The sequence below is a fragment of the Lysinibacillus pakistanensis genome, from assembly GCF_030123245.1.
GTDB lineage: Bacteria > Bacillota > Bacilli > Bacillales_A > Planococcaceae > Lysinibacillus > Lysinibacillus pakistanensis.
Map to the genome: position 1 here is coordinate 82,967 of NZ_CP126101.1, position 20,473 is coordinate 103,439.

Genomic DNA, 20,473 nt, shown 5'->3' on the forward strand with positions numbered 1-20,473 from the left:
TTGATAGTCTCCAACACAAAGCGAAGATTATTCTTTTTTTAGTCCAAGAAATAAAACATTCATGTTTGTGGATATTGGATAGTGCATAATCCTTTTTAGAAATGTCTATACTTTAAGTAGTAAGTTGCTTAAAGGAGGATGATTTGGAGATGTCAGTTCGCTATCGATGTCGGCATTGTGAAGTAGAAATAGGGACTCTCCCATTTGATGCAGATGATACAATTCGAAAGCTGCATATTTTCGAATTGGGAGAAGCGGATGATTATGTTGAGAAAGACCAACATGGACACACGACTGTGCACTGCATTTGTGAGCAATGTGAGGATTCGCTGAGACAATATCCAGATTATCATGCACTCAATAAATGGATTCAATAATTGGAGAGATGCTTTGACGCACATTGTATGCGTTCAAAGCTTTTTCCATTTAATATAATGAACAAAAAATTGATACGTATTATCGTACTAGATTCATAGTATATGGCGATAGAATTACGGCTGAAAGGAGCTTTTGACTGTGGAAGTTTTACGACAGTTAGTGTCGCAGGACAAACATATTACATCATTTTTACAGGAGATTCAGAGCGGTCATACTGCAGCACAGCTTATTACAGGACTAACAGGGAGCGCACGCCCAGTAATGGTCGATGCGTTATTCGAATATGTACAAAAGCCGATTTATATAGTTTCTCCAAATTTATTGCAAGCACAAAAGATGGTTGATGAGCTTGCTGGAATTTTAGGTGAAGAGTATGTTCATTATTATCCTGCCGATGAATTTATTGCTGCAGATTTATCTGTAGCGTCACCCGAGTTACGTGCGGAACGTATAGCTACACTTGATTGTCTAGCAAGAGGTGAAAAGGCTGTTTATGTAATACCAGTTGCAGGCTTACGTAAAATGATGCAGCCAAAAGAGCATTGGCTACAATACTATTTACAAACTGCAGTAGGAGAAGATATTCAAATTGATGAATGGCTACAAACATTAGTGGAAATGGGATACGTCCGCAATTCAATGGTGACAACACCTGGTGAATTTGCGTTACGTGGCGGTATTTTAGATATTTACCCTCCATATTTAGAGTCCCCAATTCGTATTGAGTTATTCGATACAGAGGTGGATTCAATTCGAACATTTTCAGCAGATGATCAGCGATCCATTGATAAATTACAAACAATCCGCATCCTCCCTGCTTCAGAAGCGATTTTAACAAGGGAAGAAAGAGTGGCATTGGCTGGTCGCCTAGAAACCGCATTAGCAACAAGCTTAAAGAAGGTTAAAAAACAGGAGACAAAAGAGCTACTGTATCAGCATATTCAATATGATATTGAATTGTTACAGCAGGGCAACTTACCGGACTATGTAAACAAATATGGTTCGTTGTTGTATGAGAAAACAGCGTATCTGGGTGACTACTTTGCTCATGATGGAATCGTGTTATTTGATGAGCTTGGTCGTATACAAGAAGTTATGGATGCTTGGGAACGTGAAGAGGATGAATGGTTTTTATCGTTAATTGAAGAAGGTAAAATGGTTCATGATGTAAAGCCAGCTTTCTCCTTAAAAGAAATTTTGGCAATGCTGTCACAGCAAAAATTGTATTTCTCCTTATTTTCTCGAACATTTGCAGGTGTGACATTTAATAAGACAACGAATTTTTCTTGTAAGCCAATGCAACAGTTTCATGGGCAAATGGCATTGTTACAAAGTGAGGTTGAACGTTGGTTACTTGGTAAATTTACAGTACTTATCGTTGCTCGAGATAAAGAGCGTGTTAAACGCGTTCAGCAGATGCTAGAGGAATATGATATTCATACAGTAAATGGTAAGCCGACAGAGCCAGGTATTTATATTGTAGATGGTACGCTTTCTAGTGGATTTGAGCTACCTCTACAACGATTAGCCATTGTGACGGAGGATGAGCTTTTTAAGCAGCAGGTAAAGAAAAAAGCACGTCCTCAAAAAATGACCAATGCAGAACGTATTAAAAGCTATACTGAAATTAAAGCTGGTGACTACGTTGTCCATGTTCATCATGGTATTGGTAAATATATAGGTGTAGAAACCTTAGAGGTAAATGGTACACATAAAGATTATTTACACATTCGCTACCGAGCTGATGATAAATTATATGTGCCAGTAGAGCAAATCGACTTGATTCAAAAATATGTGGCATCTGAAGACCGTGAACCGAAGCTACATAAACTTGGTGGGGCAGAATGGAAAAAGACCAAAGCTAAGGTATCCTCTGCTGTGCAGGATATTGCTGATGATTTGATTAAGCTCTACGCGAAACGTGAAGCAGAGAAGGGACATTCATTTGCTCCTGACAATGATGATCAGCGCAATTTTGAAGCTTCCTTCCCTTATGAAGAAACAGAGGATCAATTACGTTCCATTGTTGAAGTTAAGCGTGATATGGAGCGTGAACGCCCTATGGACCGCCTTGTATGTGGTGACGTGGGCTATGGTAAAACAGAGGTTGCTATTCGGGCTGCGTTTAAAGCGATACAGGATGGAAAACAAGTAGCCTTTCTTGTACCTACAACGATTTTGGCTCAGCAGCATTACGAAACAATTCGTGAGCGCTTCCAGGACTTTGCGATAAATGTTGGTCTCCTATCTCGCTTCCGTACAAAAAAAGAGCAAACTGCAACGCTAAAGGGGTTAAAGGAAGGGCAAGTTGATATTGTAATAGGTACACACCGAATTTTATCGAAAGATTTAATGTTCCAAGACCTTGGACTGCTTATTGTCGATGAGGAGCAGCGTTTTGGTGTAACTCATAAGGAAAAGATTAAACAGTTAAAAACGAATGTAGATGTCTTAACACTTACTGCTACACCAATTCCAAGAACGCTTCATATGTCAATGGTAGGTGTCCGTGATTTATCTGTCATTGAAACACCTCCAGCCAATCGTTTTCCTGTCCAAACGTATGTAATGGAGCATAGTGGAGCATTAGTACGTGAAGCCATTGAACGAGAAATGGCACGTGGAGGGCAAGTGTTCTATTTATACAATCGTGTAGAGGACATGGCTCGAAAGGTTGAAGAAATTCAAGTACTTGTACCAGAAGCACGTGTAGGACATGCACATGGTAAGATGACAGAATCAGAGCTAGAATCCGTAATATTAGCCTTTTTAGAAGGTGACTATGATGTTCTTGTAACAACGACAATCATTGAGACGGGCGTCGATATACCGAATGTAAATACATTGATTGTGCATGATGCTGACCGAATGGGCTTGGCACAGCTCTATCAATTGCGTGGACGTGTAGGTCGTTCCAATAGGGTAGCTTATGCATACTTTATGTATCAACGTGATAAGGTTTTAACAGACGTGGCGGAGCAGCGATTACAGGCAATTAAAGAATTTACAGAGCTTGGATCAGGCTTTAAAATTGCAATGCGAGATTTATCTATCCGAGGTGCTGGGAACCTACTGGGAGCCCAGCAGCATGGCTTTATCGATTCAGTAGGCTTTGATTTATATTCACAAATGCTAGAAGAAGCAATTGCAGAACGTCAAACAGGTGTGAAAAAAGAAGAAAGACCTGATATTGAAATTTTAGTAAGTGTTGATGCGTATATACCAGATGCCTACATTCCAGATGGCTATCAAAAAATTCAAATGTATAAACGTATTAAAGCGATGGATCAGGTGGAAGAATATCATGAAATCTTTGAGGAATTAGAAGACCGATTTGGAGATCTTCCGATTGAGACGGAGCGCTTACTAAAAATTGCACGTATGAAGGTATGGGGCTTAAATGCGGGTGTAATGTCAGTAAAGGAGAAGCAAAAAATTATTACCATTTTATTATCAGAAGAAGGTACAGCAAATGTCGATGGTGGTAAAATTGTGGAGCAATCCATGAAATTTGAACGTGCTGTTGGCTTTGGTATGGACAACATGCAATTGAAATTAACAATTGATGAACGAAAGTGCGGAAAATATCTGCCTTTTGATATTTTAGAAGAATTGATGCAAATGATCTCTAATGCAAAAAAACAACCTTAAAAGACAAGCTGATTGTATCTTACCATAGGATAACAATCAGCTTTTTTTAATGAGTTAAATTTTTTCAATAATCACTAATAGAAAGTTATTCAAATGGTTATTCTAAGGAAAGATGATTAAGGTTAAATTCTACATGCAAATAGCCTTTTAAGCATGATTTTAAGGTTTTTGGAAAATGTTGTTGGCTGTGAAATCCTTTTTCTTCAGTTTTTGCATAGATTGTTTTATAAAAAACCATACTATAGTTGAATAAAAATTTCATTGTAGCGAAAGCGAGGCATTAAGAATGAAGGCAACAGGAATTGTTCGTCGTATTGATGATTTAGGGCGTGTGGTTATTCCAAAAGAAATTCGTAGGACGCTACGTATTCGCGAGGGTGACCCGTTAGAGATTTATACAGACCGTGAAGGCGAAGTTATTTTAAAGAAATATTCTCCAATTAACGATTTAGGGGAATTTGCAAGGGAATATGTAGAAACATTATATGAAACATTAGGTACTCCAGCGTTTGTAACCGACCGTGATGAAGTAATTGCTGTGGCAGGAATCGGTAAGAAAGAGTATATTAATCGTCGTATTACATCTTTTGCGGAAAGTTTTATGGAAGAGCGTTCAACAAAAATAGAAAAAATGGAAACAACTATCGAGATTGTTCCTGGACAATATGAGCAAGTAAAGTCATATTGTGCAACACCTATTATGGTGAATGGTGATCCAATCGGCTGTATTATCGTTTTATCAAAAGTACACTTTGTGGGCGAAGTAGAAGTAAAAGTTGTCGAAACGGCTGCAAACTTCTTAGCTAAACAAATGAATAGTTAGTTGAAATTTAAAGTTATTGCGCTGACCTTTTTTGGGCTGAACAATAACTTTTTTTTGTACATAGTCTTTATGTCGATAATAAAAAGTGATGCTATCGGGCGCGTCAAACTTTTGAGATATGCTATACTATTGGCATTGTTAAAGAAGGAAAGAGGGCAATTTATGTCGGAACGTTTTGGCATGAAAAGCTACATGAAGGGTGCAGCCCTACTTACGATTGCAGCTCTTATAGTAAAGGTTCTTAGTGCAATTTATCGTGTGCCTTTTCAAAATCTTGTTGGGGATGAAGGCTTTTATATTTACCAGCAAGTGTATCCAGTTATTTCTATTTTTGTCGTATGGACATCTAGTGGCTTTGCAGTAGCCATTTCTAAGATGCTTGCAGACAATGATTGTATTGTGGACCCACTGGAGCGGAATAAAAAAAGAAACAGTATTATGCGTATTGTTTTTAGATATTTAACAGTATTATCATTGTTGTTCTTTGCAGCTTTGTTTGGTGGAGCAGATATGATTGCACAGTTTATGGGTGATACCAAGCTTGCGCCTTTAATACGGACAGGTTCATTTATAGTACTTGTTATGCCAGCTCTTGCTGTTTTGAAAGGGGGCTTCCAATCAAGGGGGATTATGGAGCCGATAGCCTATGCACAGGTGCTTGAGCAAGCTGTCAGAGTATCTGTTATTTTAGCAGGTACATTTATGATAATGGCGACGACAAAATCGCTATACAGTGCTGGACAAATGGCTATAATAGGTACTGTTGTTGGTGAAGTTGTAGGTTTTATTGTGTTAGCATTTATCTTTAAAAAAAGATTTGGATTATTAAAAGATAAGCAATTACAGCAGCGTTTCGCGGGCTATCCAATTATTAAAGAGGTTACGCTGCTCAGCCTAAGTGTTAGTATGAGTGGCTTGTTATTACTTGGCTATCAGTTAGTTGATTCCTTTACAATTTATTCATTGTTATTAGATAGTGGCATGGATCAAACAATGGCTAAGGAAACAAAAGGTATTTATGATCGTGGTCAACCATTGGTACAGTTAGGCGTCATTATTGCATCTTCACTATCACTGGCAATTGTGCCACTCGTTGCACATATGTCTAAGAAAAAGGAAGGGCGTAATGCCATCCCATTTATACAGCTAACATATAGAGCATCAGTACTATTTGGAGGAGCAGCATCTTTAGGTTTAGTGCTAGTTATGCCTTATATAAATGAAATGCTCTTTAAAACGGACGCTCTGTCAGAAGTACTCATGATATATGTATTACAAATCGTTCCTTTGTCAATTATTTTGACATTCACAGCTATTTTGCAAGGCTATGGAAAATTAAAAAAGCCAGCTATATTTTTAATAGTTGGTTTTATCTTAAAAATAATATTGAACGTGCTAACTATACGGTTGTTAGGCGTTTTGGGAGCAGCCGTTGCTAACAATGTGGGATTATTGTTTACAGCCCTAATGCTTGTTTTCTATTTGAAGAAAATGACAGCAGTGCATTTAGCACCTCGCAGTTTTTATAAAAAATTTGGCATTGCAGCAATCTCTATGACGACTGTGGTAATACTTTGGCTACAGCTTGTACCAGCATTGCTACATCCCTTTTTATCGCCTCGAATGGTGGCAGTGATAGCTGGATTCTCAGCGGTGAGTATTGGTGCGTTTGTGATGATGACAGTGATTGCTAAGCTACGAGTGTTAGCAGAAAAAGAATGGTATTTACTACCGTTTGGACGTAGAATGGCTGTTTATCAGTTATGGTTAAATCGGAAGAAGTAGGTGGATTAATTGAAAACTTTAACAGTGATTGGCTTGGGTGCTGGGGATTTTGATCAGCTACAAATGGGCGTTTATAAAAAATTAAAGGCAGCAAAAAAATTATTTGTTCGTACAGTGGATCATCCTGTACTAGAGGCATTGTCAGCAGAGGGCTTACAGTTTGAAAGCTTTGATGCTGTGTATGAAAAACATAGTTCATTCCAGCCTGTATATGAAGAAATTGTGGAAAGGCTTGTGGAGGCAACAACATTTGGAGATGTTATGTATGCTGTTCCGGGTCACCCACTTGTTGCTGAGCAAACGGTACAATTACTGATTGCTGCATCAAATACTGGAGGAATAAATTTAGTCATCGAGGGTGGACAAAGCTTCTTAGATCCAATCTTTGGGGCATTAAAAATTGACCCAATTGAAGGCTTTCAACTGCTTGATGGCACTAGCTTTTCGATGCACGACATCAACATGCATCAACATATTTTAATTGCCCAAGTATATGACACATTCAGTGCCTCTGAAGTTAAGCTTACGTTGATGGAAAAATATGATGATGAATACCCTGTCACAGTGGTTACAGCAGCAGGATCATCACAAGAAAAATTGATAACCGTCCCACTTTACGAGCTTGATCAAAGTGTTGAGGTGAATAATTTAACAACGGTTTATGTGCCACCTGTAAAATCACAGGAAGAGGCATTGCGAGATTGGTCAACATTTAGGCAAATTATCGCTACGCTAAGAGGACCAAACGGTTGTCCGTGGGACCAAAAGCAAACACATGAATCCCTGAAAAAATATTTGCTTGAAGAAGCCCATGAATATTTGGCAGCTGTGGATGCAGAGGATGACTTTGCGATGATTGAGGAGCTTGGAGATGTACTATTACAAGTATTTTTACATGCACAAATAGGAGAAGATCAGGGCTACTTTACATTGGAAGATGTTTTAGCTTCTATTAGTGAAAAGATGATTCGTCGCCATCCACATGTTTTTGGAGATGTTTCTGTAGAAGATGCGGAAGGTGTCGTAGCCAATTGGGAAGCTATAAAAGCACAGGAGAAAGGTGAGAGCGATAAACCACTATTAGAAGAAGAATATAGGTCATCGTCTGCTCTTCAAACGGCTTATAATTATCAAAAAAGAGCAGCAAAAGTAGGTTTCGACTGGCCTGATGTGGATGGTGCCTGGGACAAATTTTCAGAGGAATGGCAGGAATTTCGTCATGAAGTGACAAAAGGTACAAATGCGTCACGTCTTGATGAGTTTGGAGATGTATTATTCACACTTGTAAATTTAGCACGTTTTTATAAGTTATCTCCAGAAGAGGCAATGTTACATGCGAATGAGAAGTTTGCGAGACGATTTGGTTATGTTGAAAAGAGGGTAAAAGAAAGCGGAAAGCCTTTTTCTGATTATACTTTAGAACAATTAGATGCTTTCTGGAATGAAGCTAAGCGGATAGAAAAGGAGTAAATTATGAGATTAGATAAATTTTTAAAAGTATCGCGTTTAATTAAGCGCCGCACACTAGCGAAAGAAGTGGCGGATCAGGGTCGTATTACGATAAATGGAAAGGTCGCAAAAGCAAGTAGTACAGTAAAAGCTGGTGATGAGCTAGCTATTCGTTTTGGGCAAAAAATTGTCACTGCACGTGTTGATGAATTGCGAGACACTGTGAAAAAAGAAGACGCTGCGAAAATGTTTACTATATTAAAAGAGGAGCGTTTGGATAAAATAGAGCCAGAGTTTATTGATGATGAGGAATAATTGAATGAAAGAAGTTATTATTTCTGAATTCCTCCTTAGTAGTAGATAACTTTTATAAAGTTGTCATGCTTTGAAGGTTGTCCGCATAAAGTGAACAGAAGCTAGGACGACTAAAGGAGGAAGAAAATGACGCTACATCAAGAAAGTAACCGTTACACAATTCCATCTGGAGAACATATTTTAACGATTCGTAATCGTAAAAGAATGGACATGACTTCTGTAAAATCAATTGAACGCTTTGATCAGGAAGAATTTTTCATCAAGACGTCCCAAGGGCATTTGTTAATCCGTGGAGAGGAACTGCATATCGTTCATTTAGATGTTGATAAAGGACTATTGACACTTGAAGGAACTGTAAAAACCTTACAGTATGACGAGGAAGAAAGTGGCTTCTCGAAAGGTTTCCTTCATAGATTGTTTGGATGATTGTTAGTGAACAATTTGTACAGCTATTAGTCATGGTTTTGAGCGGTATAGCAGTTGGTTTTATAATTGATAGTGTTAGGCTTATTGTTTTTTCAACTCCAAAAAGGTCAAGCCTTCGAAAGTGGATGATGGTATTTGAATTACTTACTTGGATTCTACTGGGGGGGCTGACTTATTATTTACTATTTTGGCTTAAAGATGGCGCTTGGCGGGCTTATGACCCGCTAGCGCAAATTGCTGGAATTTTTTTGTATCAAACGTTTTTTCAAACTTTTTTACGTTTCATAGCAAGGATTTTGGTAAATATAACATGGAGACCCTTCTGGTTCATCGTACGATTAATAATCGCCATTATTCGACAAATTTTGGAAATAGTCATAAATGTTTGTATGTTTGTTTTAAGACCTTTTGTCAAAATTTATTCGTATTTGTCCAACACTTTTTTAAAAAAATTTAAATTTATCAAGTATAATAAGAAACAACAATAATTTTCGGAGGTGCGGGCATGACTAAACGTCATTCATCAAATGATGACCAACGAAACTTTACTAAGCTTGATAATGACTATGTCCGTAACACGGATAAAGCCATTAATCGTAAAAAACAAGCTCGTAAACGAAAAATACGCCGTATTGTCTTTTTTGCGATTGTACCAGTCGTTATTATCGCCTTTCTCGTTAATATACTTTTCCATCAAAATGAAATTTTAGCTGAAAAAGAGAAGAAAAAGGACGAAGCGAATCAGCATCTTACAGAATTAAAAGATGAACGAGATTCATTAAATCTTAAAATTAAGCAATTAGAAGATGATGAATATATCGCAAAGATGTTACGTAAAGAGTATTTCTTATCCGAAAAAGGTGAAATTATTTTCATTATTCCTGAGAAGAAGGATAAAAAAGACGACTGAAGAGCTATGTATTGTTGACACACTTTTATTGTTATATATAATGAAAAGAGAAACTTATTGTAGTAAAAAGTTTGATTAAATTGATTACATGGCTCAAAAGAGTCGCTTAATTTTTAAGGAGGAGCATTTTTTTTATGTCAATTGAAGTAGGCAGCAAGGTACAAGGTAAAGTAACAGGAATCACAAATTTTGGAGCATTCGTTGAGCTGCCAGATGGCAAAACAGGCTTAGTTCACATCAGTGAAGTTGCTGACAATTATGTAAAAGATATCAATGAGCATCTAAAAGTTGGAGATGAAGTTGAAGTAAAAGTGATGAATGTTGAAGCGGATGGAAAGATTGGTCTTTCAATTCGTAAAGCAAAGCCTCAAGTTGAGAGACCAGAGCGTCCTCAACGCCCACGTCGTGACAATCGTTCTAACGATCGCAACGAGCGCCACCAGCCAAAAGAGAATTTTGAGCAAAAAATGGCACGTTTCTTAAAAGATAGTGATGAGCGTCTAGCAACGCTTAAACGTGCTACAGAGTCAAAACGCGGTGGTCGTGGAGCTAGAAGAGGGTAGTTTGCTGACTGTTTTAATCGTAGAAAAAGTGTATGAAATAGAGTTGGGATTAGCTTTTTAAAAGAGCTGATCCTTTTTTTGTTTATTTAAAAAAGGATCCAGTATTTAATAAAAATGATGGATTACTTAAATAAAAAAATTAGTGCAAGAATAAACAAACTGCACCCTCATCATTTCCTCAATAACGAATGATACTTAATTACTGTTTTTTATAATGTTGAAGTTGGCCTTTTTTTCTTTTTAAGTGTTGATACGGTTGCTTCTTCCACAGTAGTCTCAGAGGATTTATCAGTAGGCCTTACTATCATTTTTACAAGTAATAGAACACCGTAAACACTTACGGCTAGTCCAGTAAGGAGTAAAAATATCTGTACGACAAATGGTAAATTTATAAGGATAGATATAAGAATAATCATGGAGCCACTACCACAAATTAAAGCGGCTTTTGTTAATGAACTCAAAGGATTAACCTCCTAATATCATGTTCTATTCTCTCTATAGTATGCCATATTAATAGTAGGCAGAGATAGAGAAAATAAGTAATTTCTACAATTCTAATATAACTAAATAATTTTTATATCCCAGTTTTTTCTAATCTTAAAAAAGGCGCCTCAGACAATAATCTGAGACGCCTTTTTATGATGACCCCTACGGGATTCGAACCCGTGTTACCGCCGTGAAAGGGCGGTGTCTTAACCACTTGACCAAGGGGCCTCTCTATGGTGGCGGCCGAGGGGATCGAACCCCCGACCTTACGGGTATGAACCGTACGCTCTAGCCAGCTGAGCTAGGCCGCCAAAAATAAATATGGAGCGGAAGACGAGGTTCGAACTCGCGACCCCCACCTTGGCAAGGTGGTGTTCTACCACTGAACTACTTCCGCAAACTCTTAAAGCAACAAATTAAATAATACAAGCCTTTATCACTAGTGTCAAGTAACTTTATAAAAAATATTAATAAATATGCATCTTTCTTAACAAAATAAAAATGATTTAAGATTTGTAATGTAAGAAGCTATAGTTATGAAGGATTTATCTTTATAAGTGGGAATTTTAGCAAATAATTTGTTCTTAAGTAGAAACTTATCAGTGTAAATTCTGACCATTATATTTATGACGAAAAGTGGAAAAACATTAAAGATCGAAGATTAATTGTGATACCTAATCCTATGGTTGCTAAGTTTTAAAGATCTGAAAACGATTTGTGATGATGATTTAATTTAATAAAAAAGTAGATTATCGTTAAAGTAGCTAAAATTTTTGTAGAGATTGCTGCCAATTCCCGTATTTATGCATATGTATTCGTCGAAATTTTTAAAATTTTTCTTGTCACCGTCAGACAATCTTTCCACACATAATTTTTTATAATAACCGAAAGTGTGGAAAGGGGATAGTGAAATGACAAGTATTGATTGGTTTGACACAGCAAACGTAGCTGATCATAAATTTGGAGTAAAAAGAAGGCAGTTGTTTATTGGCTCTTTATTTTTTATAACATCCTTTTTTTTAGCTCAGTCTGTTGTATTTGAAGCAGCTGTACCTTTCTCGGTTCCTTTTTGGGCAATTATACGAACGAAGTATAAGGAATATGCTAAATATGTTTTATTTGGTGGCTTAATTGGAGGATTCTTTCTTGGTTTTGGACAGGTTGTTATTTTAGCCTTACAAATTGCCATGTATGAGTGTATCATACGTTTTCGCTATTGGAAGCTTCCTCAAAGTATTTCAGTTGCATTAGCCATATTGCTTGTTCAAATGATATGGCAGGGGGTTATGTATCAGGGCTTACCTCCCATGCTTGTACAATTTTATGTTGGCTGTGAAGCTGCATTAGCACTTATTATGACTCTTTTTATGCAAGTCCTTTTTGTTAATTCCTATGAATGGTTTACAAGTCATTGGACATATGAAAAGCTTGGTTCTGGATTAGTGGTTTTTGCCGCCATGCTTACTGGAATGCAAACAGTTGTAATTAGTTATTTCTCTCTACCTATTTTTTTATTGCAGCTATTTATATGCTTTGGTGCATTAGTGGGAAGTGTGCCATTAGCAACTGTAATTGGAGCAGTGCTTGGAACGCTCATAGGGGTCGCAAAGCTGTCTTTTACTGGTATGCTTTCGGTTGCTACGTTAACTGGACTGTGTGCGGGAATGGGGGCACGTGCAGGTCGCTTTGGAGTGGCGATTGGTAGCATCTTACCTAGTGTATTTTTTTTATTTTATGACGCAACATTACCATTAGATAGCGTTTATTTTACATCCATTGCTGTAGGTAGTATTGCATTCCTAACCGTTCCCAAAAAGTATTCTGATAAGGTAAGGGACAAGCTATTTCCGCAGCGTGAGGAAATCTTACTCGCCCGTCAAAATTGGTTAACGGAGCATGTCACTTATAAATTAGAGCATTTTCAACATTTCGTACAATTCATGAAAGAACTTGTGTTTGAGCGCTTTATGACAACTCCTGTTGAGGCTTCAAAGGAAGTGTCACCAATGAATACATGCTTAAGCTGTTTTCGTTATGATCGCTGTTGGGGTGCTCAAAATAACGGTATGGACAAACTGATGACAGACTGGTTCCATATGAAGGGTGTAGGGAAGGAATCTGCAATAAATCGGGCAGAGGACCAAATTCGTTATAAATGCGTGAAATCTACAAAAATTTTCGAGGAGCTAGAAACAGAGCTATATAGGGAGCGAATTAATGGACAGTATTTCCATGGAAAGAAAATGATTGCACTTCAACTACGAGATATGAGCAATCATCTAAATCAGCTAATTGCAGAGATGAAGGAGGACACCGTATCATTTGTTAGTGTGGAAAAGGATATTATTCAAAAACTCAAGGAGGCGCATATTGAATGCTTCCAGCTAGATGTGCTGAGTAATAAACCTGGAGCAAGAAAAATTGTCTGTGCGCTCACACCAGCTCGAGTCGATTGGGAAGAGGATACAACATTGGCAGAAAGGATGATACTACCGATTTTATATGATATTTTTGAAGAACCGTTTGAAATTGAAAAGGTAGTAGCGTGTGATGTACCATTTCGCCACATTCAAGTAAGCTTTAGTTCAGCTATTAGTTTTGAAGTAGAGTATGATATATATAGTATGTCAAAAGGCGCTACATTATATTCTGGAGATTCCCATGCGTTATTTCAACTACATCCGGGATTATTTGCAATTTTACTGTCAGATGGTATGGGCCAGAGTAAAGAAGCACAGCATGAAAGTAGAAAACTCATACATTTAATGCGAGAATGCTTAAATTACAATATGAACCCAGAGACTGCAATGCACACATTGCATTATGTGATGTCCTTAAAGCAACAGGATGATATGTATGCAACACTGGATTTTGCCCTTGTCGATTTACAGCATGGCGATTTATGGTCATGGAAGGCAGGGGGAATGTCTACGTATATCTTACGTGGAAAAGAGGTGCTAAAAGTTGAAAGTAATGCAGCACCTGTTGGGTTTTTATCTATTTCAGCAATTGAGGCGGAAAAAAGAAAACTGAAGGCAGGGGATGTCATTCTAATGCATTCTGATGGGTTATTTTCAAGTATTGCCGATTGGGATGAACAAGAAGAGTCCTTTTTAGCTTATGCTCAGCAGGTAGCAAGTACGACCCAATCCATACAAGAAAAATTAACGACGATCATGCAGTCTTTCCAAACGCACTATGATATTGAAGATGATTGTACAGTATTGATGTTAGAGGTAACACATGTTGTACCTACTTGGGCTGTCTTTAGACCAGTTCAATATTCTATGAGTTAAATGATTAAAATAATCAGCGAAAAGGGGAGGAGAAGCGTTTGTCATTTGAATTAAGGGTCAAATCAGTAATCGAAGAAAAGCAATTAATACAGCAAGACGACCATCTTCTCATCGCCGTTTCGGGTGGAGTAGATTCCATGGCTTTGCTTCACTATTTTGTTCAAACAAAAGATAAATGGGGAATAAAGGTAGAGGCAATTCACGTTGATCATATGTTAAGAGGAGAAGCGTCTGCTGAGGATAGAGCCTTCGTCCAAAGATATTGTGATAATCATGAAATATATTTACATGCAAAAGCAATTCCAATACCAGAGATTATGGCTTTAGAAAATGGAAATACACAGCTTATTTGTCGTAGAGAAAGGTATCAATATTTTAAAGAGGTTATGCAAAAAACAAATGCAAGCAAGCTTGTAACTGCACATCATGCGGACGACCAACTGGAGTCAGTATTAATGTCCCTGACTAAAAATGCAACGATTAACAGTATGCAAGGTATTCGGCCACAGCGTTTTTTTGCAGGAAAATCATTAATTCGTCCGTTTTTAACGGTTACAAAGTCTGAAATAAGGGAATATTTACTTAGACAAGGTTTAGATTACCGTGAAGATGCAAGCAACTTTAAAGACACCTATGTACGTAATCGTTTTAGACATCATGTGGTGCCATTATTGGAGGCAGAAAATCCACGAGTAACCGAGCAGGTGACCCATTTTACAGAACAATTACAAGAAGATGATGCCTATTTAATGACATTAGCAGAGGATGTATTTTCTAGAACAGTAAAAAAATTAGACGAAAATACATATAGCATGGAAATTGAGGCCTTTCAATTGGTACCACTTGCTTTACAAAGGAGGCTCATTTTAATACTATTAAACTATCTTTACAAAGATTCAAATACGATACAAAGTTATGCTTTATTGGCTTCAATTTTAAAGCTTTGTGATACGACAGCTGGATATGCTGAAGTTCACTTGCCAGAAGAATTTCTAGCAGTTCGCCGTTACGGAAAATTATCGATTCAGAAGAAAGAACCATTAGAAGGTCAAACTTCTCCTGAGAAAAAAATTATTTCGACTGCTAATGGGTGGACAACACTGACAAACGGTGAACGTTTATGCGTAGTCAAGTTGCCTGATTTATCGTCTGAATTGCTGACGGATACTGCACAACTTTTTTATTTTAACGCTAGCAAACTCAAACTTCCTCTTTATGTTAGAACTCGTAAGGAAGGGGATAGAATGCTGTTAAAAGGAATGGATCAGCCAAAACGCTTATCTCGCCTTTTTATAGATGAAAAGATTCCTTTAAATGAGCGAAATAGCTGGCCGTTACTGATTTCTCCATCCGATGAGGTCGTAGCGGTAATTGGTGTGCGTATGGGTATGTTTTTTTCAAACACTCCGCAACCAAACGATGATACAGTGCTCATCGTAGACTAAGGTCTTTGTAAAACATTTCACCATAAAGGTTGAAGATTTTTTGATACACACGAGGAGGAATCGATATGTTACAAAATGACATCGAAAAAATTATGATTACAGAGGAACAATTGCAAGAAAGAATTGCTGAGCTAGGAGCACAATTGACTGCAGAATACAAAGATTCATTCCCGTTAGCAGTTGGTGTTCTTAAAGGAGCAATGCCATTTATGACTGATTTGATGAAGCGTTTCGATTCTTTCATTGAGCTAGACTTTATGGATGTATCTAGCTACGGAAATGCCACAGTATCATCAGGTGAAGTAAAAATTCTTAAGGATTTAAATACAAGCGTTGAGGGACGTGATGTATTAATTATCGAGGACATCATCGATAGTGGTTTAACATTAAGCTATTTAGTAGACTTATTTAAATACCGCAAAGCAAAATCCATCAAAATCGTGACATTGTTAGATAAACCGTCAGGTCGTAAGGTAAATTTAGCAGCTGATTATGTAGGATTTGAAGTACCAGATGGTTTTGTTGTGGGATATGGCTTAGATTACGCAGAAAAGTATCGTAATTTACCATATATCGGTATCTTAAAACCGGAAGTATATTCTTTCTAAGAGTTAACGAAAGACCCCAGCTATGAAAAGTAAGCCTTCAGCGAAGGTCAGATTTTTATTGAATTAATAATAATTCGAAATCTTGACACATTGTTTAGCTGTGCTGAGATCCAGGAACAGGTACAATTACGCTGGGATGCAGTGATTATGACATAAATATGTTTCTATTTCGACAAAAAGCGAACCAAACTTTTTTTAAATAAGGCTTTTCGTTGTATGATGAAATCATGATATGTTAAGATTTTACTTATAATTTTTCTGTTTGTAATGAGGAGGCTGGAGATGAATCGAATATTTCGATATACCATATTTTATTTACTGATTTTCCTAGTGATTATCGGTATTTTTGGTACTTTCAGTGGTGGAAATGCACCAACGAAAGAGTTAACTTATTCTGAGTTTCAAGATGCTCTAGATAAGAAAGAAATAACAAGTGCTACAATTCAACCTGATAAACAAGTATATATCGTTGAGGGTACGATGAAAGGTTATGAGAAGGGCCAACGCTTTACAACAAATATCCCTCGTGAAAACCAAGCTTTATTGAACCGTATCGATGAGGCTGCTAAGGATAAGAATAGTAATATTAGCTATTTAACAGCACCGGAAACAAGTGGATGGATTCAATTCTTTACAGGGATTATTCCTTTCATCATTATCATTTTCTTATTCTTCTTCCTGATGAGTCAATCGCAAGGTGGCGGCAATAAAGTAATGAGCTTTGGTAAAAGCAAAGCAAAGCTATACGATGATCAAAAGAAAAAAGTTCGTTTTACAGATGTGGCGGGTGCTGATGAAGAGAAAGCAGAACTTGTAGAAGTGGTAGATTTCCTAAAAGACCACCGCAAATTCACTGAAATCGGTGCACGTATTCCAAAAGGTATCTTACTTGTAGGTCCTCCAGGTACAGGTAAAACATTGCTTGCACGAGCAGTAGCGGGTGAGGCAGGCGTACCGTTCTTCTCGATTTCAGGTTCTGACTTCGTAGAGATGTTTGTCGGTGTCGGTGCATCTCGTGTTCGTGATTTATTTGAAAATGCGAAAAAGAACGCTCCATGTATTATCTTTATCGATGAGATTGATGCAGTAGGTCGTCAACGTGGCGCGGGTCTTGGTGGTGGCCATGATGAGCGTGAACAAACGCTTAACCAATTATTGGTTGAGATGGATGGCTTCGGCGCAAATGAAGGTATTATTATTATTGCAGCAACTAACCGACCAGATATTTTAGATAAAGCGTTATTACGTCCGGGTCGTTTTGATCGTCAAATTACAGTTGGTCATCCTGATGTAAAAGGGCGTGAAGCAATTCTTAAGGTACATGCACGCAACAAGCCTTTAGCGGACTCAGTTGATTTAGCAGCTGTTGCTCAGCGTACACCAGGTTTCTCAGGGGCTGACTTAGAAAACTTGTTAAATGAGGCTGCACTTGTAGCAGCACGTAAAAGCAAACGTACAATTAATATGGCAGATATCGATGAAGCATCTGACCGAGTAATCGCTGGTCCAGCTAAAGCTAGTCGTGTATATTCTGCAAAAGAGAAAAAGCTTGTATCCTTCCATGAAGCTGGTCACGTAGTCGTTGGTTTAGAACTAGATGAAGCGGATACAGTACACAAAGTAACAATCGTTCCTCGTGGTCAAGCAGGAGGCTACGCGATTATGTTACCTAAGGAAGAACGCTTCTTTACAACAAAACAAGAATTGTTAGACCGCATTGCTGGACTATTGGGTGGTCGTGTCGCTGAGGAAATTGTGCTTGGTGAAGTTTCTACTGGTGCACATAACGACTTCCAAAAGGTGACAAGTATTGCGCGTGCTATGGTAACTGAATATGGTATGAGTGAAAACCTCGGTGCGATGCAGTTTGGTTCAAGTCAGGGTGGAAATGTATTCCTTGGTCGTGATTTTAATTCAGATCAAAACTACTCGGATTCAATTGCTTATGAGATTGATAAAGAAATGCAAAAAATTATCGATTCTCAATATGAGCGTACTAAGCGTATCTTAACGGAAAAACGCCAATTACTTGATTTAATTGCCAATACTTTGATGGAAAAAGAAACATTGAATGCGCAAGAAATCGAACATTTGCGTGATCACGGCGTCTTACCAGAACCAGAGGCTGTTGAGGTAATTGAGGAAAAAGCTCCTAAAGCTGAAACTAAACCAACTTTAGATATCGTTGGTGAGCCAACTGTTAAAAAGGAATTGCTTAGCAAAGAGCCAAATCCAACAACAGCTGATTTACCAAAAGAGGGCACGGACTTCAATCATAATGCACCAAAAGGTATCGATGAAAAACGTGATTAAATTAAGAAAGACTGTTTACATTAAGTGAACAGTCTTTTTCTTTGCCTTTTTTCGTTAACAGGTATTAGGATATAGATATAAATTTCAAGATAGACGTTTTTACAACTTGCGATTCTCACTAAGGGATTCTAGAACAGTCTGGTTATCAAAGAAATTTTGAGGAAGCTACTTATGGCGCTTGTATAGCAAACGAGATTGGAGTGAATAGAAACATGGAGAATGTAACATTGAATAATGGCTTAGTAATGCCGTTAGTAGGGTATGGTGTGTTTCGAGTACCTGAAGGAGATGATTTGGCTGAGGCAGTAAAAACAGCTATTAAAAAGGGCTATCGTAGTATTGATACTGCGCAAGTATATCGCAATGAAGAAAGTGTTGGACGAGGAATTCGCGCAGCAATCGAGGAAGGCTTGGTAACTCGTGAGGAGCTGTTCGTCACATCAAAAGTATGGAATGCTGGGCTTTCCTATGAAGAAACACTTGCTGCATATGAAAGCAGTTTAGAGAAATTAGGGTTAGAGTATTTAGATTTGTATTTAGTTCATTGGCCAGGAATCGATGATAATTACATGAATGTTTATAAAGCGCTTGAGAAAATATATCAGGATGGCCGTGTACGATCAATAGGTGTTAGTAACTTTCATGTACATCATTTAGAAAATTTATTGAAGGAAGCAACAGTTATTCCGGTTATTAATCAGATTGAATTTCATCCACATCTAACGCAAGAGGAAGTACGTGCATATTGCAAAGAAAAAGGAATCCAAGTAGAAGCATGGTCCCCACTGATGAATGGAGCTTTATTAGAAGAAGCATTGATTCAGGAGCTGGCGTCAAAATACAGCAAAACACCAGCTCAAATTGTGTTACGTTATGATGTTCAGCATGAGGTAGTAACCATTCCGAAAACAATGACTCCTGCACGTATGTCAGAGAATCTAAATGTTTTTGATTTTGCACTAACTGAAAAAGAAATGTCTCAGTTAGATGCATTACATGATGGATTACGTTGCGGTCCTGATCCAGAAAAGTTTAATTTTAAATAAACTGTAAGGAGCTACTTAATAGACGGGTGGCTCCTTTTTAAAGTGAGCACGAATGCTATTTCGTAGAGTGTAAAGTATGGTATCATTTTTAAAAGTGTTTTAACTTTATCGACTACACATTGTATAGTTGTATCAAATGCATAGAGCCAGTTACAATGACAATGAGGTGCAAGAAATTGGGGGTGTCACTATGATATTAGTTTTAGATGCAGGAAATTCAAATATCGTTTTAGGGGTTTATGATAAAAACGATCATTTAGCCTTTCATTGGCGTATGGTGACAGATCTTCACAAGACTGAAGATGAATACGCAATGCAAGTTTTAGCTTTCTTTAATCATGCAGGCATCTCATTTGAACAAATAACCGGCATTATTATTTCCTCTGTTGTACCACCAATAATGTTTTCGTTAGAAGCGATGTGTCAAAAATATTTCCGTAAAAAACCGCTTGTTGTAGGACCTGGTGTGAAAACTGGTTTGAATATTAAGTATGAGAACCCACGTGAGGTTGGCTCCGATCGCATTGTGAATGCAATTGCGGCTCTTGATGCTTATAAAGCACCAATTATTATTGTTGATTTTGGTACTGCTACAACATTTTGTTACTTAAATGAAAAAGGTGATTACATGGGAGGTGCAATCGCCCCAGGTATTACGATTTCTACGGAGGCCCTTTATACACAAGCGGCTAGGTTACCACGTATTGAAATATTGAGATCTACGCATATTGTAGGAAAAACAACCGTTTCTGCGATGCAGGCCGGAATATTTTATGGTTTTGTTGGACAAGTTGAGGGCATCGTTAATCGCATGAAAGCACAAAGTAAGGAAGAGCCATTCGTGATTGCCACTGGTGGCTTAGCTAATTTAATCGCTGGAGAGACACAGGTAATTGATGTGGTTGATCCGTTTTTAACATTAAAAGGTTTATATAAGCTATATAAACGCAACCAATAGGAAATGAGGGACATTTCATTT

At 37.7% G+C, this 20,473-nt stretch carries 17 protein-coding genes and 3 tRNA genes; 16 read left to right on the forward strand and 4 right to left on the reverse strand.

Annotated elements, in window-relative coordinates; all coding sequences use genetic code 11:
* Nucleotides 1–149: 149 nt before the first annotated feature.
* From QNH24_RS00410 to QNH24_RS00455, 10 genes are all read left to right on the forward strand, one after another.
* Nucleotides 150–377 carry an anti-sigma-F factor Fin gene (locus QNH24_RS00410; RefSeq protein WP_008180264.1) on the forward strand — a complete coding sequence of 76 codons (228 nt, stop codon included), beginning with the start codon at nucleotides 150–152 and terminating at the stop codon, nucleotides 375–377.
* A gap of 139 nt (nucleotides 378–516) precedes the next feature.
* Nucleotides 517–4,029 (forward strand): transcription-repair coupling factor, encoded by a 3,513-nt coding sequence (mfd, locus tag QNH24_RS00415; RefSeq protein ID WP_283870263.1) that lies wholly within the window; start codon nucleotides 517–519, stop codon nucleotides 4,027–4,029.
* 286 nt (nucleotides 4,030–4,315) lie between these two features.
* Nucleotides 4,316–4,852 carry a stage V sporulation protein T gene (gene spoVT / locus QNH24_RS00420; RefSeq protein WP_283870264.1) on the forward strand — a complete coding sequence of 179 codons (537 nt, stop codon included), beginning with the start codon at nucleotides 4,316–4,318 and terminating at the stop codon, nucleotides 4,850–4,852.
* Nucleotides 4,853–5,014: 162 nt separating this feature from the next.
* The gene (locus QNH24_RS00425; protein WP_283870265.1) at nucleotides 5,015–6,637 is read left to right on the forward strand and encodes a putative polysaccharide biosynthesis protein; all 1,623 of its coding nucleotides are present in this window, start codon (nucleotides 5,015–5,017) and stop codon (nucleotides 6,635–6,637) included.
* Nucleotides 6,638–6,646: 9 nt separating this feature from the next.
* The gene (yabN, locus tag QNH24_RS00430; RefSeq protein WP_283870266.1) at nucleotides 6,647–8,107 is read left to right on the forward strand and encodes a bifunctional methyltransferase/pyrophosphohydrolase YabN; all 1,461 of its coding nucleotides are present in this window, start codon (nucleotides 6,647–6,649) and stop codon (nucleotides 8,105–8,107) included.
* A gap of 3 nt (nucleotides 8,108–8,110) precedes the next feature.
* Nucleotides 8,111–8,401: an RNA-binding S4 domain-containing protein gene (locus QNH24_RS00435; protein ID WP_283870267.1), complete on the forward strand. Its 291-nt coding sequence runs from the start codon at nucleotides 8,111–8,113 to the stop codon at nucleotides 8,399–8,401.
* A gap of 126 nt (nucleotides 8,402–8,527) precedes the next feature.
* Nucleotides 8,528–8,827: a sporulation protein YabP gene (yabP, locus tag QNH24_RS00440; RefSeq protein WP_054772175.1), complete on the forward strand. Its 300-nt coding sequence runs from the start codon at nucleotides 8,528–8,530 to the stop codon at nucleotides 8,825–8,827.
* The gene (yabQ, locus tag QNH24_RS00445; protein ID WP_347342936.1) at nucleotides 8,824–9,315 is read left to right on the forward strand and encodes a spore cortex biosynthesis protein YabQ; all 492 of its coding nucleotides are present in this window, start codon (nucleotides 8,824–8,826) and stop codon (nucleotides 9,313–9,315) included. The genes yabP and yabQ overlap by 4 nt, the downstream gene beginning before the upstream one ends.
* A 17-nt stretch (nucleotides 9,316–9,332) precedes the next feature.
* On the forward strand, nucleotides 9,333–9,737 hold the full coding sequence (locus QNH24_RS00450) for an FtsB family cell division protein (protein WP_283870268.1): 405 nt from the start codon (nucleotides 9,333–9,335) through the stop codon (nucleotides 9,735–9,737).
* Nucleotides 9,738–9,871: 134 nt separating this feature from the next.
* Complete coding sequence (locus QNH24_RS00455) at nucleotides 9,872–10,300, forward strand: S1 domain-containing RNA-binding protein (protein ID WP_219363866.1); 429 nt, start codon at nucleotides 9,872–9,874, stop codon at nucleotides 10,298–10,300.
* A gap of 209 nt (nucleotides 10,301–10,509) precedes the next feature.
* On the opposite strand, the gene QNH24_RS00460 is transcribed toward QNH24_RS00455, so the two are convergent.
* The 4 genes from QNH24_RS00460 to QNH24_RS00475 all read right to left on the reverse strand — a co-directional run bounded on the left by QNH24_RS00460 (nucleotide 10,510) and on the right by QNH24_RS00475 (nucleotide 11,183).
* Nucleotides 10,510–10,761, reverse strand: coding sequence for a hypothetical protein (locus tag QNH24_RS00460; RefSeq protein WP_283870269.1), 252 nt, complete (start codon nucleotides 10,759–10,761; stop codon nucleotides 10,510–10,512).
* A gap of 181 nt (nucleotides 10,762–10,942) precedes the next feature.
* Nucleotides 10,943–11,014, reverse strand: a tRNA-Glu gene (locus QNH24_RS00465).
* Nucleotides 11,015–11,020: 6 nt separating this feature from the next.
* Nucleotides 11,021–11,097 (reverse strand) — tRNA-Met (locus QNH24_RS00470).
* Between the two features lie 11 nt (nucleotides 11,098–11,108).
* Nucleotides 11,109–11,183, reverse strand: a tRNA-Gly gene (locus QNH24_RS00475).
* Between the two features lie 514 nt (nucleotides 11,184–11,697).
* Here QNH24_RS00475 and QNH24_RS00480 point away from each other — a divergent pair.
* The 6 genes from QNH24_RS00480 to QNH24_RS00505 all read left to right on the forward strand — a co-directional run bounded on the left by QNH24_RS00480 (nucleotide 11,698) and on the right by QNH24_RS00505 (nucleotide 20,452).
* The gene (locus tag QNH24_RS00480) at nucleotides 11,698–14,082 is read left to right on the forward strand and encodes a SpoIIE family protein phosphatase (RefSeq protein ID WP_283870270.1); all 2,385 of its coding nucleotides are present in this window, start codon (nucleotides 11,698–11,700) and stop codon (nucleotides 14,080–14,082) included.
* A 38-nt stretch (nucleotides 14,083–14,120) separates the two neighbouring features.
* The gene (gene tilS, locus QNH24_RS00485) at nucleotides 14,121–15,527 is read left to right on the forward strand and encodes a tRNA lysidine(34) synthetase TilS (RefSeq protein ID WP_283870271.1); all 1,407 of its coding nucleotides are present in this window, start codon (nucleotides 14,121–14,123) and stop codon (nucleotides 15,525–15,527) included.
* A gap of 65 nt (nucleotides 15,528–15,592) precedes the next feature.
* Nucleotides 15,593–16,135: a hypoxanthine phosphoribosyltransferase gene (hpt, locus tag QNH24_RS00490; RefSeq protein WP_283870272.1), complete on the forward strand. Its 543-nt coding sequence runs from the start codon at nucleotides 15,593–15,595 to the stop codon at nucleotides 16,133–16,135.
* A 282-nt stretch (nucleotides 16,136–16,417) separates the two neighbouring features.
* Complete coding sequence (gene ftsH / locus QNH24_RS00495) at nucleotides 16,418–18,448, forward strand: ATP-dependent zinc metalloprotease FtsH (RefSeq protein WP_283870273.1); 2,031 nt, start codon at nucleotides 16,418–16,420, stop codon at nucleotides 18,446–18,448.
* Nucleotides 18,449–18,660: 212 nt separating this feature from the next.
* Nucleotides 18,661–19,494, forward strand: coding sequence for an aldo/keto reductase (locus QNH24_RS00500; RefSeq protein WP_054772177.1), 834 nt, complete (start codon nucleotides 18,661–18,663; stop codon nucleotides 19,492–19,494).
* Nucleotides 19,495–19,684: 190 nt separating this feature from the next.
* The gene (locus QNH24_RS00505) at nucleotides 19,685–20,452 is read left to right on the forward strand and encodes a type III pantothenate kinase (RefSeq protein WP_283870274.1); all 768 of its coding nucleotides are present in this window, start codon (nucleotides 19,685–19,687) and stop codon (nucleotides 20,450–20,452) included.
* Nucleotides 20,453–20,473 lie beyond the last annotated feature (21 nt).

Bases quoted from the DNA above. Each gene is read 5' to 3' on its own strand.
- hpt (WP_283870272.1), top strand. From the start codon at position 15,593: ATGTTACAAAATGACATCGAAAAAATTATGATTACAGAGGAACAATTG.
- QNH24_RS00410 (WP_008180264.1), top strand. From the start codon at position 150: ATGTCAGTTCGCTATCGATGTCGGCATTGTGAAGTAGAAATAGGGACT.
- yabQ (WP_347342936.1), top strand. From the start codon at position 8,824: ATGATTGTTAGTGAACAATTTGTACAGCTATTAGTCATGGTTTTGAGC.
- QNH24_RS00450 (WP_283870268.1), top strand. From the start codon at position 9,333: ATGACTAAACGTCATTCATCAAATGATGACCAACGAAACTTTACTAAG.
- QNH24_RS00505 (WP_283870274.1), top strand. From the start codon at position 19,685: ATGATATTAGTTTTAGATGCAGGAAATTCAAATATCGTTTTAGGGGTT.
- yabP (WP_054772175.1), top strand. From the start codon at position 8,528: ATGACGCTACATCAAGAAAGTAACCGTTACACAATTCCATCTGGAGAA.
- ftsH (WP_283870273.1), top strand. From the start codon at position 16,418: ATGAATCGAATATTTCGATATACCATATTTTATTTACTGATTTTCCTA.
- QNH24_RS00500 (WP_054772177.1), top strand. From the start codon at position 18,661: ATGGAGAATGTAACATTGAATAATGGCTTAGTAATGCCGTTAGTAGGG.
- QNH24_RS00480 (WP_283870270.1), top strand. From the start codon at position 11,698: ATGACAAGTATTGATTGGTTTGACACAGCAAACGTAGCTGATCATAAA.
- spoVT (WP_283870264.1), top strand. From the start codon at position 4,316: ATGAAGGCAACAGGAATTGTTCGTCGTATTGATGATTTAGGGCGTGTG.
- QNH24_RS00455 (WP_219363866.1), top strand. From the start codon at position 9,872: ATGTCAATTGAAGTAGGCAGCAAGGTACAAGGTAAAGTAACAGGAATC.
- QNH24_RS00425 (WP_283870265.1), top strand. From the start codon at position 5,015: ATGTCGGAACGTTTTGGCATGAAAAGCTACATGAAGGGTGCAGCCCTA.
- QNH24_RS00435 (WP_283870267.1), top strand. From the start codon at position 8,111: ATGAGATTAGATAAATTTTTAAAAGTATCGCGTTTAATTAAGCGCCGC.